Annotated in this window: 15 protein-coding genes; 9 read left to right on the top strand and 6 right to left on the bottom strand. The window is 52.6% G+C overall.

Going from position 1 to position 16,590, the window contains the following annotated elements; all coding sequences use genetic code 11:
* The first annotated feature begins 269 nt into the window (after positions 1–269).
* The 8 genes from BN7444_RS04855 (at position 270) to BN7444_RS04820 (ending at position 10,802) form a co-directional block, all read left to right on the top strand.
* Positions 270–2,186 (top strand): aconitate hydratase, encoded by a 1,917-nt coding sequence (locus tag BN7444_RS04855; protein WP_068456529.1) that lies wholly within the window; start codon positions 270–272, stop codon positions 2,184–2,186.
* The gene (locus BN7444_RS04850; protein WP_068456527.1) at positions 2,183–3,172 is read left to right on the top strand and encodes an isocitrate/isopropylmalate dehydrogenase family protein; all 990 of its coding nucleotides are present in this window, start codon (positions 2,183–2,185) and stop codon (positions 3,170–3,172) included. Before BN7444_RS04855 ends, BN7444_RS04850 begins: the two co-directional genes overlap by 4 nt.
* Positions 3,173–3,181: 9 nt before the next feature.
* Positions 3,182–4,540 carry a citrate synthase gene (locus tag BN7444_RS04845; RefSeq protein WP_068456524.1) on the top strand — a complete coding sequence of 453 codons (1,359 nt, stop codon included), beginning with the start codon at positions 3,182–3,184 and terminating at the stop codon, positions 4,538–4,540.
* Between the two features lie 149 nt (positions 4,541–4,689).
* Entirely contained in the window at positions 4,690–5,385 is a 696-nt protein-coding gene (locus BN7444_RS04840) for an ABC transporter ATP-binding protein (RefSeq protein WP_068456520.1), read from the top strand.
* Positions 5,379–7,646: an FtsX-like permease family protein gene (locus BN7444_RS04835; RefSeq protein ID WP_068456518.1), complete on the top strand. Its 2,268-nt coding sequence runs from the start codon at positions 5,379–5,381 to the stop codon at positions 7,644–7,646. Before BN7444_RS04840 ends, BN7444_RS04835 begins: the two co-directional genes overlap by 7 nt.
* Before the next feature lie 94 nt (positions 7,647–7,740).
* Positions 7,741–8,310, top strand: a complete 570-nt coding sequence (ahpC, locus tag BN7444_RS04830) for an alkyl hydroperoxide reductase subunit C (protein WP_068456514.1) — start codon at positions 7,741–7,743, stop codon at positions 8,308–8,310.
* A gap of 1 nt (position 8,311) precedes the next feature.
* Positions 8,312–9,847 (top strand): alkyl hydroperoxide reductase subunit F, encoded by a 1,536-nt coding sequence (gene ahpF, locus BN7444_RS04825; RefSeq protein WP_068456512.1) that lies wholly within the window; start codon positions 8,312–8,314, stop codon positions 9,845–9,847.
* A gap of 316 nt (positions 9,848–10,163) precedes the next feature.
* Positions 10,164–10,802: a VanZ family protein gene (locus BN7444_RS04820; protein WP_068456509.1), complete on the top strand. Its 639-nt coding sequence runs from the start codon at positions 10,164–10,166 to the stop codon at positions 10,800–10,802.
* Positions 10,803–11,090: 288 nt separating this feature from the next.
* On the opposite strand, the gene BN7444_RS04815 is transcribed toward BN7444_RS04820, so the two are convergent.
* From BN7444_RS04815 to pyrF, 3 genes are read right to left on the bottom strand one after another with little or no spacing between them, the layout of a single operon-like run.
* A complete protein-coding gene (locus BN7444_RS04815; protein ID WP_068456506.1) occupies positions 11,091–11,576 on the bottom strand; it encodes a YkvA family protein in 486 nt (161 codons plus the stop codon).
* Positions 11,576–12,202 carry an orotate phosphoribosyltransferase gene (gene pyrE, locus BN7444_RS04810; RefSeq protein ID WP_068456503.1) on the bottom strand — a complete coding sequence of 209 codons (627 nt, stop codon included), beginning with the start codon at positions 12,200–12,202 and terminating at the stop codon, positions 11,576–11,578. The genes BN7444_RS04815 and pyrE overlap by 1 nt, the downstream gene beginning before the upstream one ends.
* Positions 12,199–12,912 (bottom strand): orotidine-5'-phosphate decarboxylase, encoded by a 714-nt coding sequence (gene pyrF, locus BN7444_RS04805; RefSeq protein WP_135122035.1) that lies wholly within the window; start codon positions 12,910–12,912, stop codon positions 12,199–12,201. Before pyrF ends, pyrE begins: the two co-directional genes overlap by 4 nt.
* 211 nt (positions 12,913–13,123) lie before the next feature.
* Here pyrF and BN7444_RS04800 point away from each other — a divergent pair, with 211 nt between their 5' ends.
* Positions 13,124–14,389 (top strand): L-cysteine desulfidase family protein, encoded by a 1,266-nt coding sequence (locus BN7444_RS04800; protein WP_068458436.1) that lies wholly within the window; start codon positions 13,124–13,126, stop codon positions 14,387–14,389.
* Between the two features lie 58 nt (positions 14,390–14,447).
* Here BN7444_RS04800 and BN7444_RS04795 read toward each other — a convergent pair whose 3' ends face one another.
* From BN7444_RS04795 to BN7444_RS04785, 3 genes are read right to left on the bottom strand one after another with little or no spacing between them, the layout of a single operon-like run.
* Entirely contained in the window at positions 14,448–15,224 is a 777-nt protein-coding gene (locus tag BN7444_RS04795; RefSeq protein WP_068456496.1) for an Mrp/NBP35 family ATP-binding protein, read from the bottom strand.
* A gap of 3 nt (positions 15,225–15,227) precedes the next feature.
* Positions 15,228–15,530: an MTH1187 family thiamine-binding protein gene (locus BN7444_RS04790; protein ID WP_068456493.1), complete on the bottom strand. Its 303-nt coding sequence runs from the start codon at positions 15,528–15,530 to the stop codon at positions 15,228–15,230.
* 16 nt (positions 15,531–15,546) lie between these two features.
* The gene (locus tag BN7444_RS04785) at positions 15,547–16,590 is read right to left on the bottom strand and encodes an alpha/beta fold hydrolase (protein WP_068456491.1); all 1,044 of its coding nucleotides are present in this window, start codon (positions 16,588–16,590) and stop codon (positions 15,547–15,549) included.

Genomic DNA, 16,590 nt, shown 5'->3' with positions numbered 1-16,590 from the left:
AGGACAACGGCAGATAAACATCGGGGCCTTATACTGATGATGGAAATAGGAAAGGGCAGCGATCCCGTTCAGTTTTCATTTCTTACTCCCTTATGAAGAGGCGGCGCCACGCGTCGTCTTTTTATTTGCAAAAGTCGACGATTAAATATACAATCTACTTTAAATATGCTCTACCATTTTAAAGTAAGAACGGGTATACTGTTAGTAATGACGACTATATGAATTTAAAAACGGCATTGTCGTTTCCTTGACCGCAATGAGGAGGTAGTATGACAAGCATCGCATACCAATTACTCGAAAGCCATCTATTGGAAGGCGAACTCCGGGCCGGAGAAGAGATAAAATTAAAAATAGATCAGACCCTGACCCAGGACTCCACGGGCACCATGGTGTATCTACAATTGGAAGCCATGGGCATCGACGACATTCAAACGGAACTGTCCGTGGCCTATATCGACCACAATATGCTGCAGACGGGTTTTGAAAATCCCGACGATCACGAATTTATTCAATCGGCGGCAGCAAAATACGGGCTGGTCTTTTCCAAACCCGGCGGCGGCATCTGCCACCAAGTGCAACTGGAACAATTCGCCGCACCGGGCAAGACTTTGGTGGGCAGCGACTCCCACACCCCCACGGCGGGCGGCCTGGGCGCCCTCGCCATCGGCGCCGGCGGCTTGGACGTGGCCGTGGCCATGGCAAGCGGCTTCTACTTTTTAAAGGTTCCCAAGGTGCTCAACGTGCGCCTCAGCGGCAAGCTAAAGCCCGGCGTCAACGGCAAGGACGTGATCCTCGCTATCCTGGGTAAAAAGACCGTCAAGGGCGGTACGGGCTATATCGTGGAATATTCCGGCGACGGCGTAAAGAATCTTTCCGTTACGGACCGGGCCACCATTTGCAATATGGGGGCGGAGCTGGGCGCCACCACCTCCGTCTTCCCCTCCGACGAAGTGACCCGGGCCTTCTTGAAGCGCCACGGCCGCGAAGAAGTTTATATGCCCCTCGCCGCCACGGAAGATGCGGTCTACGACGAAGTACTTGAAATCAATCTTTCCGACATCGAGCCCGCCGTGGCCAAGCCCCACTTGCCCGATCAATACGAAAAGGTAAGGGACCTGGGCAAGGTAAGGGTGGATCAAGTGGCCATCGGCAGTTGCACCAATTCCTCTTACACGGACATGATGAAGGTGGCGCAGATCTTAAAGGGCAAGAAGGTTCACGAAGACGTGAGCCTGGTTATCTCCCCCGGCAGCGCCACCATATTAAACGCCCTGTCGAAAAACGGCGCCCTGGCCACCATGATCGAAGCCGGCGCCCGCATTTTGGAAAGCGCCTGCGGCCCCTGTATCGGCATGGGGCAGGCACCGAAATCCGGCGCCGTGAGCCTGCGTTCCTTTAACAGAAACTTTAAGGGCCGAAGCGGCACGAAGGACGCGAAGATTTATCTCGCCGGTCCCGAAACCTGCGCCGCCTCCGCCATCGCCGGCTACATTACCGTCCCCGACGAGGTAACGGCGGTGGAAGAGCCCGATCACTACGATCACGCCACCAATTACCTGATCTATCCCAAGGAAAAAACCGAGCGGCCGAAGGATGTAAAGATGGGCCCGAATATTAAGCCCTTCCCTATCGCCCACCCCTTGGAAGATGCCTTTGAAAAAATCATTCTCCTCAAGGCTTCGGACAATGTAACCACCGACGACATCTGCCCCTCTACGGCAAAGCTTCTGCCCTACCGGAGCAATGTCCCCGAGCTGTCCAAGCACGCCTTCTCCACTTTGGTGGACGACTTTAAGGCCCGGGCCGAGGAACACGGCGGCGGCATCGTCGTCGGCGGCGACAATTACGGCCAAGGCTCCAGCCGGGAGCACGCGGCGCTACTTCCCCTTTACCTGGGCGTGAAGGCCATCGTGGCAAAAAGCTTCGCCCGCATCCACCGCTCCAATCTGATCAATATGGGCATTCTTCCCCTGGTCTTTAAAAATCCCTCCGACTACGACAAATTAGTCGAAGGCGAAAGTATCGCCATGAAGGATTTAAAGGCCTCCGTGGAAAGCGGCGAATTTATCTTAACGGCCGGCGGAAGCGACATGGAGCTCGTCGGCGACTTCAGCGAACGTGAAAAGGCCATGCTCTTGGAAGGCGGCTATTTAAACTACACGAAGAACAGGAGGGCCGCGAAATGAAAACCGTAACACTTATTCCCGGCGACGGCATCGGTCCCGAAATCGCCGAGGCGGTAAAGAAGGTCTTCGAAGCCATGAAGGTTCCGGTGAGCTTTGAGGAGGTGAACGCGGGCAAGGCGGTCTTTGAAAGAGAAGGCACCTATCTCCCCGACGCCCTCTTCGAATCCCTGGAGAGAAATAAAATCGCCTTGAAAGGCCCCATTACCACTCCCATCGGCTACGGCTTCAGAAGTCTCAATGTGGAGCTGAGAAAAAAATACGATCTCTACCAAAACATTCGCCCCATAAAGCCCGCGGCGGATCTGCCCATGAAGTTCGACGACGTGGACATGGTTCTCTTCCGGGAAAACACGGAAGATCTCTACGCCGGCGTGGAGGAAGTGATCTCCGAAAACGAGGCCCACTCCATTAAAATCATTACCCGGGACAAATCGGAGCGGATCATCCGCGCGGCCTTCGACTACGCCGAGGCCAATCATCGCCGATCCGTGGCCGTGGTGACCAAGGCCAATATTATGAAGGCCACGGATGGTTTGTTTTTAGACGTGGCCCGGGAGGTGGCCAAGGACTATTCCGTGCCCATGAAGGAAATCCTCGTGGACAATATGGCCATGCAGATGGTGATGAATCCGGCGCAGTTCGATGTTATCGTCACGGAAAACCTTTACGGCGACATCCTCTCCGACTTAGGCGCAGGCCTCATCGGCGGCTTGGGCATGATTCCCGGCATGAACAAGGGCAAGGACATGGCTATTTACGAATCCGTCCACGGCTCGGCTCCCGACATTCAGGGCAAGGGCATCGCCAATCCCACGGCCATGCTTCTGAGCGCCTGTCTCATGCTCGACGACATAGGCGAAGGCGAATCGGCAGAAAAAATTCGTCGCGCCATTTACGACGTCCTGTCCGATCCCGAGACGCGCACGGCGGATCTCGGCGGCAAGTTAAGTACCGAGGCGTATGTCCGCGCCCTGATAGAAAGATAGAGGTGTGAGATGCTTAATCAAAAAATGGATCACCGCTTAGACGATCTGGCGGAAAAAATCACGAAACGGGATACGATCAATCGCGAACTTTATGCCAAGTACGATGTGAAACACGGCTTGCGCGACTCCGACGGCACCGGCGTGCTCGTGGGCATTACCCGCATCGGCTACGTCACCGGCTACGAAAAAATCGACGGCAAAAAGATTCCCATGGAAGGGGATCTCCTCTACCGCGGCTATTCCGTCAAGGACATGGTCAAGGATTTTAAGGAGACCAATCGCTTCGGCTACGAAGAAATCGCCTATACCCTGCTCTTCGGCAATCTGCCCACGAAAAAAGATCTGACTTTCTTTAAGGGCCTCCTGCGGGAAGAGCGCGAACTGCCGAAAAATTACTTAGAAGATACGATACTGAAAGTGCCGGGCAGAGACGTTATGAACAAGATGATGCGCTCCACCCTGTGCCTCTACTCCTACGACGCGGATCCCGACAGCACCTCCACGGCCAATGTGCTGCGCCAAAGCGTGGGCCTCATCGCCAAGACGCCTTTGATCATGGCTTACAACTACCAAGCCAAGAAGCACTACATCGACGGGGACAGCTTGGTCATCCACTACCCGGACAAAGACATGTCCACGGCGGAAGTGATTCTGTCTTTGATTCGGAAAAATTCCGATTACACCGACGCCGAAGCCAAGATCCTCGACCTGATGCTGGTCCTCCACGCGGAACACGGCGGCGGGAACAACTCCACCTTCGCCACCCACGTGGTCTCCTCCTCGGGCACGGACACCTACAGTGCCATCGGCACGGCCCTGGGCTCCTTAAAGGGACCTCGCCACGGCGGCGCCAATCTCATGTGCTCCGCCATGTTGGACGACATCGCCTCCAATGTGCGTGACATTCACAATGAAAACGACATCGAAGACTACCTGCGCCGCATCCTAGGCGGACAGGCCTTCGACGAAAAGGGCCTGATCTACGGGATCGGCCACGCCGTCTATACATTAAGCGACCCGCGGGCGGAACTGCTGAAGGAACAGGCCAAGGTCCTCGCCGAAGAAAAGGGCTACAGCGATCAATACAATTTCATTCGCTTAGTCGAAGACATCGGCGGACGGCTTTTGCAAGAGCGAAACGGCACGAGCTATCCCCTCACCGCCAATATCGACTTGTACTCGGGCCTGGTCTATCAAATGCTGGGCATCCCCCGGGATCTCTACACCCCCCTCTTCGCCACGGCGCGCATGGCGGGCTGGTGTGCCCACCGCTTGGAGCAGGTTCAGGACAAGAAGATCATTCGCCCGGCCTACGTCCACTTAAACTCAAGAAAAAAATACCTGTCCATGGACGACAGAACCCAATAAAGCTTTCCCCTCGCAAGTCGAGGGGATTTTTTTACGGGCATAATGAAAATAAAAAAAAATATATGAGCCGGCAATAATTTTATAGACAAAGAGAGCCTCCTGGCATAGAATTGACTTGATAGCAACTATCAACCAAAAAGGAGGTTCCCATGATTACTATCGACCATTTACATAAAAGCTACGGCACAAAAGATCAACGGCTCCACGTTTTAAAGGACGTCACCTTTACTCTGCCCGACGGGTGCATGGCCTGTCTCTTAGGCCCTTCGGGCTCGGGGAAATCCACCCTGCTGAATATTTTAGGCGGCATCGAGACCATGGACGAGGGCGACATTATCGTGGCGGGCAATCACCTGGCGCCGATGAATAAAAAAGAGCTGGAGCGCTACCGTAGAAAGCAGCTGGGCTTCGTCTTCCAATTCTATAATCTGGTGGAAAATTTAACCGTTCGGGAAAATATTCTGACCGGCGCCTACCTTTCCGACGATCCCCTGGACGTAGACACCTTGGCCGAGGAGCTGGGCATCGGCGATCAGCTACATAAATTCCCCTCGGAAATTTCCGGCGGCCAGGCCCAGCGAGTGTCCATTGCTCGTGCCATGGCGAAAAAGCCCTCCCTCTTTATTTGCGACGAACCCACCGGCGCCTTGGACTACGAAAGCGCCAAGGCCGTCTTGCACTTAATCGAGGATCTGAATCGAAAGTACAGAACTACAGTGATTATCGCCACCCACAACGAGGCCATCGCCTCTATGTGCGGAGTGGTTCTCCGCCTTCACGACGGCGCCCTGAAGTCCTATGAAGAAAATGAACACATCCTCTCCGCCGAGGAGGTGCAATGGTAATGAAAAACCCCATTCACCGGCGAATACCTCGGCTGTTTTTTAAAAAGCCCGGCACCTATTTGCCCCTGTTTTTCATCTCCCTTCTCACCGTGACATTTATCTCGTCCTTTTTCATCAGCCAAAATTCCATTAAGCCCATTTACTACCGGGGTCTTCGGGAAAACAAGGTGGAGGACGGGCAGTTTCTTATGGCGGATCCTTTAACAAAAGAGGCGAAGGAGGCCATAGAGAAAAGGGATTTGGATCTCGCGGAAAATTTTTACAAGGACGTCAGCTTCCGCATCCCCGGCGATGACGATTCCCGGGAAAAAACACTTCGTACCTTCGTCAATCGGGACGAGATCAATACCGCCGCCATTCACGCCGGCCGTCTGCCGGAAAAGAAAAACGAGGTGGCCATCGCCGCCAACTTGGCCAAAGCGAGCGAGCTTAAGGTCGGCGACAGGCTCATCCTCGACGGCGACGATTATGTGATTACGGCTCTGGTGGCTACGCCGGATTACTCCACCATTTTAAAAACCCAAGGAGATCTGGCCATGGACACGAAGCATTTTTCCGTAGCCTTCGTCACGAAAGAGACCTTCGATTCCCTGAAGGAAAAAGCGAATTACCTCTACGCCTACAGAAATCACGCTCGCCTGTCGGAGGATGCGGCGCGGGACAAGTTCGAAGACATTCTCTCCGATGCACAAAGCTCGGGTCCCCTTCTCGGCGCCACCACCACTTACGACAATCGCTGCATCCAATACTTTGTCGACGACATGGGCGGCGATGTACCGATGATGGTGATCACCATGGTGCTTCTGTTTATTTCCCTGGGCTTTATCAGCGCCCTGCAAACCCGGGGCCTGTTGCGGGAAGAGGCGCCGGTAATCGGCACCCTCCTCTCCATGGGCTACGAGACGAAAGCCCTGATACGCCACTACAGCCTGGTCCCCACCTGCCTCACGATTTTCGCCGGGGTGGCGGGCAATATTGTCGCCTATGTGAAGGGCTATGAGCTGTACGCCGACCTTTACTACACATCTTATAATCTGCCGCCCTTTGTGCCCGTCCTTTCGCTGAAGGCCTTCGCCATCACCACCTTGATTCCCTTGGGCATCGTATGGCTCGTCAACCGCCTGCTTCTTATGCGCTACTTCCGCCTGTCGCCCCTACGCTTTTTGCGGCGGGAATTTTATCGCAAAAAAAGAAGGAGCGCACCGTCTCTGGAGGGCCTTTCCCTTTTGCGCGCCGCCCGTCTGCGGATCCTGGGGGAAAATCGATTAAATATCCTCGCCCTGTTCTTCGGTATGTTCGTGGGCAATGTGCTTCTTCTCTTCTCCATGGCCATGGGCCCCATGTTCGACGACTATGCAGACTCGATAAAGCGAGACATGAAGTACAACTACACCTACATGATAAAGGCACCGGATCCCGACGTTCACGCCGACAAGGGCTTGAGCCTGACCATGGATTATAAAAAGGGCGACGACAAAAGCGATCTGAATCTCCTTGGCCCGGACAAGAATACGGCCTACGACAAGGATCTGCCCACGACCATGAAGGCCGACGAGGTCGTGATCTCTACAGGCCTCGCCAAACGGGACGACCTAAACATCGGCGACACCATCGAAGTAAAACTTCCCGGCAAAAAGGAATACAGGAAATTAAAAGTCGCCGCCATTGCCCATGACATTCACTCCGTTCAGGCATTGATGCCCATGGAGGCACTGAATAAATTTATCGACAAGGACGCAGGGAATTTCAATCTCTATTGGTCTCAAAAGCCCCTGCACGTGGACGACGACCGACTTCTTACCACCATCGACCGGGCAAAGACCGGCGCATATCTGGAGGCCTTTTTAGAAAATTTCAACGGTGCCCTGCTTACCACCCGTATCTTGGCCATGGTTTTCTATTTTACTCTGGTCTATACCGTAAGCAAGCTGATTTTGGAAAAATCTCAAAAGGATATTTGCTACCTGAAAATTTTCGGCTACGGAGACGGGGAAGTGGCATCCGTCTATCTCTTGGGCATGGGGATCGCCGTGGCGCTCTTTTATCCCCTGAGCCTGCCTCTTTTTGATCCTCTGGTGCGCTACCTCTTCGCCCTGTCCGTATCGAAGCTTTCCGTCTACATGGAGCCCCACTTCGCCGCCAAGAGCTATGTAACTATCTACGCCTTGGACCTCGCCGTCTTTGCCGCGGCCCAGGCCTTGGGACGCAGGAAGATTAAGGGCTTGAATATGGTGGAAGAATTGAAAAAAGTCAGCGGCTAAAGAGTGGTCCGGTGTTTGACTTTGCCCGATGAATTGATTATAATTATCATTAGTAAGATGCAGTATGATTTTTTAGAAATATAAGGAGAAAATTATGGCTTTAATAGGAAAAACATTACCGGAGTTTAAACTCGACGCTTATAATCCGGCGAAGGACGAATTCGTCACGGTGTCCGACGAAGACTTGAAGGGCTCTTACACCGTTCTTATCTTCTACCCCGCCGACTTTACTTTCGTCTGCCCCACGGAGCTCGAAGATATGCAGGAATCTTACGACGAATTAAAATCCCTGGGCGCCGAAGTGTATTCGGTTTCCGTGGACACCCACTTCGTTCACAAAGCATGGCACGATCATTCCGAAGCCATCGGCAAGATTCAATACACCATGATCGGCGATTCCAATAAAGAACTGACCGGAGAACTCGGCCTCCTCGACGATTCGGGCAAGGCCCATCGCGCCACCCTGGTTATCGATCCGGACAATGTGATTCAAACCATTGAAATCAACGCCGACGGCATCGGCAGAAAAGCCAATGTCAATATTAACAAGGTCAAGGCGGCCAAATACGTCGCCGAACACCCGGGTGAAGCTTGCCCCGCCAAGTGGGAAAGCGAAGCGGACGCCACCCTTACGCCGGGTCTGGACCTGGTAGGTAAAATCTAATATGTTAGATACAAATCTAAAAAACCAGTTGGCCCAATACTTTGACCTCTTGAAAACGGAGGTCACTATTGGGCTTTCTGCTCATCATGACGACGAAAATTCCAAAAAAGTCCGAGACTTTGTCGAAGAAGTGGCGGCCTTGTCGGACAAGATCACCTTGGTGGAAAAGGAGCTGACCTACAGTCCTTCCTTTGAGATCAAGGGAAGCTTCGACCACGGCAGGATCGTCTTCGCCGGCCTTCCCTTGGGCCACGAGTTCGCCTCCTTCGCCCTGGCCATGCTCCAGGCGGGCGGCGTGGCGCCGAAAATAGATGATGCCGACAAAAAGCGAATCCAAGGCCTGGCGCCGGCGGATTTCGAAACCGTCGTGTCCCTTTCTTGCCACAACTGCCCCGACGTGGTTCAGGCCTTAAACATTATGGCCATCCTCAATCCGACGATCAACCACACCATGATCGACGGCGGCAGCTTCCAAGAGCTGGCGGAATCCAGAGACGTTCTCGCCGTGCCCGCCATTTTTAAGGACGGAGACTTTTTCGAAGGAGGCAAGCAATCCCTTTCGAGCCTCTTGACGAAGCTGGGCAGCAAGGTGGACAAGGACGAATTTAAGGACAAGCCCCTCTTCGATACCTTGATTATCGGCGGCGGCCCGGCAGCGGCTACAGCCGCCATCTACGCCGCGAGAAAGGGCATTAAAACCGGCCTCGTCGCCGGCGAATTCGGCGGTCAGGTCAAAGAAACCTTGGCCATCGAAAATATTCCCGGCTTTAAATACACGGAAGGCCCCGACTTTATGGACCAAATGCAGGCCCAGGTCGCAGCCCTGGATGTGGACATCATGACCGGCGTCCTCGCCGACGGCATCGAAGCCCCGGGCGACAAGGTGGAGGTCAGTCTGGATAACGGCGCCAAACTTTTTGCCAAGACCCTGATCATCGCCACCGGCGCCCGCTGGCGGCTCATCGGCATTCCCGGCGAAATCGAATTCAGAAACAAAGGCGTCGCCTATTGTACCCACTGTGACGGTCCCCTCTACAAGGGGAAAAATGTGGCCGTCATCGGCGGCGGCAACTCCGGCATCGAGGCGGCCATCGACCTCGCCGGCCTCGCCAAGCACGTCACCGTCTTGGAATTTTTACCGGACCTCAAGGCGGACGACGCCCTGTTGAAAAAATTAAAGACCCTCTCCAATGTGAAGGTCATTACCAATGCCCAAACTACGGGCCTTTACGGCGACGGCAAGGTGGAAAAGCTCGCCTACACGGACAGAATCAGCGGAGATGAAGCGGAAATCGCCATTTCCGGCTGCTTTATTCAAGTGGGTCTGGTGCCCAATACGGAGTGGCTGAAAGATTCCGCCGTCGAACTTTCCGACCGAGGCGAAATCCTCACGGCAAAAGACGGATCGACCAATGTGGAAAGAGTGTTTGCCGCAGGAGACTCCTCGGATACTCTCTTTAAGCAAATCGTCATCGCCGCCGGAAGCGGAGCCACCGCCGCCCTCGGCGCCTACAACTACCTTATGGTCAATGAGTAAAAAAAGGCTCTATATTAACCATTGGGGAGCTCGGTGAAAGCCGGGCTCCTTTTTTTGTGCGCTTTCGCATGAAACCATCCATTGAGGAGTTCCTCCTCATGTGGAAGTAATCACTCATCTTAAAAAATAATATTTAAATAAGACTTTAAGAGCTTGACATGACTCCTAAAGTCTTATTTTTATTATTAATTATATTTTTGGATATCTTAGTTTAAGTCAGATCCATAATATTGCGTAAAATTTACTAGCACAATATTTTGGCCTTGACTAATTGATAGTGATATAATGTTTTCATAAAATAGAGGAGGATATCTGGATGGATTGGGGTTTTGTTTTTAGTCACGCAATAAGTGGCTATATACCTACTGTTTTAATATTAACATTATATTTTATAGTCTTAAAAATATATGGAAATAATCAATGTAAAGAACGTATAATTTTGACTTTTGTATTTTCATTTTATCTTGTTGGAGTTTTAACTACAACTGGTATTTGCTTGAAACCTAATTATTCTCCAACATTTTCGTTCATACCATTTATAGATATGATTAGAGGCCCAAAAGACACAATTTTAAATATAATTTTGTTTCTTCCATTAGGATTTTTCCTACCTCTACTTTATAAGAAATATAATTGTTTGTCTAAAGTTTTACTCATTGGATTTTTATTTTCATTGTCCATAGAAGTTATTCAAATGTTTGGTTTTGGAACGACAGATGTAAATGATTTAATTACAAATACAGTTGGATCAGGTTTAGGATACGGTGTATACGAATTATTTAATAGATTTATTTCTAATTCACTAATTAAAAAATCCAAAGCAAAGTTTAAATATAGCTATTATGAACCCATAATTCTATGGGTAATTATTATACTAATTATGCTAACTATTCAGATTTACATCTATAACATCTTTTTCGCAATTGACATAAATGGTGAAATTCATAAATGGTGATATTTTATTTTTATGATAGGTTGTAAAATTAATTCACTATGAAAAATCAAAAAAAATAGTAAAAAATAAGGAGTGATTGATTTAGATTATACTTTATCATTTGTTGAAGATAGCGGAAACTTCCAAAATTTACCGATTGGTTTGTTTGAACATAGCTGAGGTGCTCATTTTGATTGCAGTGTTCTTACATATCGTGGAGAGTTAAAGCCTTTTTCTCCTCGCAGCCGATTCGCCCCATCAAAAAAAAGCCCCTGCAGGGGCTTTTTCCTTCGTCACTTGTTCAAAAAACTATTCGTCCAGGTCGATGACCTCGTAGCCTTCCAGATCCGGCGCCTCTTCCATGGTCGCTCCGTAGCTTGCGTCCTCTTCATAAATATAGGAATCAGAAGCAGGCTCCGCTTCTTCGTCGCGCCAGGCTTCGTAGGCCTTGATCTCCCCGTCGAGCTTCTTAAACACATACATTAACACGGCCACGTCGTCGGCAAAGCCCACGGCAAAGAGAAAATCCGGCAAAAGATCCATGGGATTCACCAGATACATGAGCCCGGCCACGATGAGAAAGAGGTTTCGCTTCTTCAGACCCCGGTAGTGCCCGGTGACCGTATCCTTCGCCAGCTTCCACAGGAGCAGCCCCTCTCTTCGCACCTCGGCCAATTTGCCCTCGCCTTTTAAAAGGGAGAAGCTTTCCTTGGCGAGCTTTTCCATGCGCTCGGGATCGGAGATGATTCTTTTGGCCCGGGGCAGGTATCTAAACAGGACCTTGGCCCAGTTCATTACCGACACCAGCTTTCGTCGTAGGGATCCTTACGCCACTGATTGAGGCGGTCTTTTTCATCTGCGCTTAAATCGCCGCGAGCCACGGCCACTTCCGCCAGTTCCGGGAAGGTGGCCAGGGAGGCGTGTTTAAAGCCCGAGGCTGCGAAATTTTCTTCCGCCGCCTTCAGCTCGTAGCTGAAAATGGAAATAATGCCCACCACATCCAGGCCTTCCGCTTCGCAGGCCTTGGCGGCGTCAATGGAGCTGCCGCCGGTGGAGAAGAGATCTTCCACCACCACGACCTTCTCCCCTTCTTTAAAGGCCCCTTCGATTCGCTTGTTCTTGCCGTGGTCCTTGGCCTTGGAGCGAATAAAGCCCGAAGGCATATCCAGTATCCAGGAGATGTAGGAGGCGTGGGGAATGCCCGCCGTGGCCGTACCGAGCACGGCTTCCGCTTCGGGAAATTCACGCTTCACCAAATCCGCCAGGGCGTCTTCAATCACCTTCCGCGCCTCGGGATAGGAGAGGATGAGGCGGTTGTCGCAGTAAATGGGGCTCTTGATCCCCGACGCCCAGGTAAAGGGGGCCTTGGGCGACAGGCTGACGGCGCCGATGTCTAATAGGTATTCGCAGACGGCTTTCATTGCGCACCTCCTAAAAATTCTTCCTTAATGGCCTTGTATGCCGCTACGGGATCTTCCGCCCGGGTAATGGGACGGCCCACGACGATGTAATCCACGCCCATCTCCCGCGCCTCTGCCGGGGTGACCACCCGCTTTTGATCGCCGACGCTTTCCCCCGCCGGACGGATCCCGGGGCATACGAGGGGGAAGGATTGGCGAATGTGTTCCCTTAAATACTTGCCTTCCATGGCCGAGGAGACGATGCCGTCGGCGCCGCTTTGCAGGGCCAAGTGGGCCAGGTGATGGACCGCATCTTCCGCCGAGCGATTTTCGCCTAAGAGGGCGTCTTTTCTGCCGGCGTCGGAGAAGGAGGTGAGCACCGTCACCGCCAAAAGAGTAGGCGCATGGTCCATGCCCTTGATCGCTTCCCGGGCACGCATAAACATTTCGCTGCCCCCCGATGCGTGGAGGGTGAGCATGTCGGCGCCCAAGCCCTTGAGGGAACGCACGGCTCCCGCCACGGTATTGGGAATGTCGTGGAGCTTTAAATCCAAAAAGACCTTGTAACCCTCGGCCTTCAACTCCCGCACGAAGTCGGGCCCCGTGGCGTAAAACAATTCCATGCCCACTTTTACGAAAGGCTTTTCTTTTTCCCCGTCGAAGCGGGCCAAAAATTCCCGGGCCACCTCTTTCGACGGAAAATCCAAGGCGACGATAACGTCTCTGTCCATAGTCATCTCCTTAATATTTATTCATTGCGATTTGTTCTCTATTATTAGTATATACCGAAACCGAGGTTTGGAAAACCGAGAAAAATTAAGAGAGGGAAAAACCGTCCTTTCCGTCGTTCTTTTTTAAATCGAGCCGGTTCTCCTTTCCATTGCCCTATGGAGGGAAAATCGACTATAATAAAATCAAATGAAGGAAAAGAAGGAGTCATCCATGAATTATAACGATTATTTGAAAAGAGAAATGAAAGTGGCCTTCGGCTGCACGGAGCCCATCGCCCTGGCCTACGCCGCCGCCAAGGCCCGGGAGGTCTTGGGACGGGAGCCGGAAAAAATCGAGGCCGATCTTTCCGCCAATATGATTAAAAACGCCAACAGCGTCTACGTCCCCGGCACCGAAGGGCGAAAAGGCATCGCCATTTCCATCGCCGCCGGCGCCCTTTTAGGCGACCCGTCCAAGGAACTGGAGGTCTTGGCTCACATCGACAAGTCCGGGCTTTCGGCCTGCGACGAATTTATCCGCGAAGGCCGCATCGCCGTGACGCTGAAAGAAAATGTGGCTAATCTCTACATCGACATCACCGCTTACGCCGGCGATTCCTACGCCAAAGTCATTATTGCGGAAGAGCACACCAATATTATTCTCATAGAGAAAGATCACGAGGTGCTCTTTGAAAAAAGCGAAAGCACGGAAGAAGAGGTGCAGATCGATTTCAGCTTCGATGAAATTTACGATTACGCCAAAACCGTGGATTTGAAGGATTTCGAAGCTCTTTTGGATCAGGAGATCGAATACAATGCCGCCATTGCTGCGGAAGGCATCGCCAATCCTTGGGGCTCGGGCATCGGCCGATTGATCCTCGACGCCCACCCCGACGATTTGCGGGAGAAAATCGTCGCCTACACCGCCGCCGGCAGCGACGCTCGCATGTCCGGTGCGGAAAACCCGGTGGTCATTAATTCCGGATCGGGCAATCAGGGCATTTCAGTTTCCGTTCCCCTCATCCTCTATGCCGAGGATAAAAAGCTGCCTCGCGAGACGCTGCTCAGGGGACTGTTGTTTTCCAATCTTCTGGGCCTCTACCAAAAGAAAAACATCGGCAAGCTTTCCGCCTTCTGCGGCGTGGTTTCCGCCGCCTCCGCCGCCATTTGCGGTATCGCCTTTATGAAGGGCGACGACAAAGAAGTCATCAAAGAAACCCTGGCCAACGCCCTGGCCGTCAACGGCGGCATTCTCTGCGACGGCGCCAAGGCCTCCTGCGCCATGAAAATCGCCTCCAGTTTGCGCAACGGTTTTTTGGCCTACGATCAGGCTGTGGCCGGCCGCTCCTTTAATCCCAACGACGGCGTCGTCAAAGAAGATATCGACGAGACCCTGGAGGTTATGGGCAACATCGCCCGCTACGGCATGAAGAAAACCGACGAGGTCATATTAAACGAAGTCCTGGGCAATCGGGACTATATTAAAGAATTCGAATAGAGCAATCAAAAAGGCTATGAGCAAAAACTCATAGCTTTTTTTGCGCCTCGAGGGCTTCTTATTTAAATTTTTCGATTTCGTCCACAATATGGGCCAAGGTGTCCACCTTGTAGTCCTCGATGCGACCGGCATCGGCACATTCCGCCAGTTTCGGATCGATGGGCAGGGCGCCCAGATAGGGGATGCCTTTTTCCTCGGCGATGGCGGCGGTTTTGCTCACGCCGAAAATATCGTAGCGCACGCCGGTGTCCGGGGCGATAAAGTACTGCATGTTTTCCACAATGCCGATGACGGGCAGGCCCATCATCTTCGCCATTTTAATGGCCTTTTCCACGATCATGGACACCAGATCCTGAGGCGAGGTGACGATGACGATGCCGTCTACCGTCATGGTTTGAAAAACGGTGAGGGCCACGTCGCCGGTGCCCGGGGGCATGTCGATAAAGAGGTAATCTTTCTTGCCCCAGTTGACATCGCTCCAGAAGGTGGTGAGCATATTGCCCACTACCGGGGCCCGCCACAGCACGGGGTCCGTGGGGCTTTCCAAAATGGAGTTCACGCTGATAAGGTCGATGCCCGTATCGCTCACGAGAGGGCGGATGCCTTTTTCCGTTTGAAAGACCGCACCGTCGGTGCCGAAAATTTTCGGAATGGAGGGGCCTAAAATGTCCGCGTCCAAGACGCCCACGGCCTTGTTCCGGCGTTTCATTTCCGATGCCAAAAGGCCGGTGACCATGGATTTACCGACGCCGCCCTTGCCGCTTAGTACGGCGATGGTCTTGCCGATGGAGGAATTGGCGTTCAGGGGTTTTTTTAATGATTGTTTCTTTTCCATAGGCTACACTAACTTTTCCATAACGGAGTTGACTTTTTGATCCAAGCTCGCCTTTTTGTCCCGGCGATCGTCGACTTTCAAGACGGAATAGACCCGTTCCGCGCCGGAGGCGAAGACGGCTTCCTGCATCTTCCGAACGCAGGCGAAGAGCTCGTCGATGTCCCCTTCCAGGACGGTACCCATGGGATTGAGGCGGATTTCCACCTTGTCGTTGTCTTTTACCGCATCGTATGCCGCCGCCACATAGGGGCTGCAGGATGTCTTTTGGGTTCCGATGGGAACCAGAGTTAATTCTACTACTGCCATAATGACCTCCTATAGTCTATTTCTTTAAAAATTTAATGATGTCCCCCATGGCGATCTCGCTGGCCTCTTCGTGGAGCAGGTCGTGTTTCATAAGGGGATAGATTTTGTTTTCGTACTCTTCATACCCTAATTTGTAAAAAGTTTTCGCCGTGTCGGCCAAACCTTTCGGACCGCCGGTTAAGGGATCCTCCGTGCCGTTTAAAACCAGGACCTTCAGCCCCGGATTTTTCACGGCGTAGCGGCGGTAATCTTTCAAGCGGGCTGCGCTGTCCCAAATGGCCATGGCGCCGCCGTTAAGGTAATCGTTGACCAATTTATCGTCGGCCTCAAAGGCCCGCAAAAATTCCGGATTGTTGCTGATCGTATCCAGTGCCGCCTTGGTCTTCGAGTCCATGAGGCGGACCAAAGCGCCCCGTTTCTTCGGCGTGGTATAGAAGCTTTCCAAATTGCCGAAAAACAGTCCCACATGGGCTGAGGGCGGGTAGCACACCACGCCGGTAAGGATGAGCTTGTCGATGATGTCGTCGTGGGCCATGATATAGTTTCGCGCGATCAAGGAGCCGAAGGAGTGGCCGAACATGGCCAGGGGGAGATCCGGAAAGCGGCTCTTGAAAAAGAGGGACAGGGCGTATTGATCCGCCACGATATCGTCGATGGATGAGACATAGGCCCGGGGATGCTTCGCCGTGACGGAATCGCCGTGGCCCCGATTGTCCGACAGGAGCACGGTGTAGCCCGCCCGCGCCAGGCGGTGGGCAAAGGCCTTGTAATAGCCCTTGTGTTCCTGCGCCCCGTGAACGATTTGCACCAAGCCCACGGGCTCGACCGCCTCGATGATGGTAAAGGCCAGGGGCATGCCGTCGATAGGGGATTTATACACGCCGCTTATAATGCCGTCGTCGTCGCCGTATATGGCCGCCCGATGTTCGCAACCCGCCGCCTCCCAGAGGGCCAGGGTACGGGCCGTGCGTTTTTCCCTTCCCCGAGCCGCCAGTTGAGGCATAATCGATGCCCCGCAAATCAGCCCCGCAATGGGTGCCCATTCAGAACGCTTTTTCAT

Origin of the sequence: Peptoniphilus pacaensis, from assembly GCF_900088125.1 — a bacterium.
Taxonomy (GTDB): domain Bacteria; phylum Bacillota; class Clostridia; order Tissierellales; family Peptoniphilaceae; genus Aedoeadaptatus; species Aedoeadaptatus pacaensis.
This window is presented reverse-complemented; position numbering and strand designations above follow the sequence as displayed.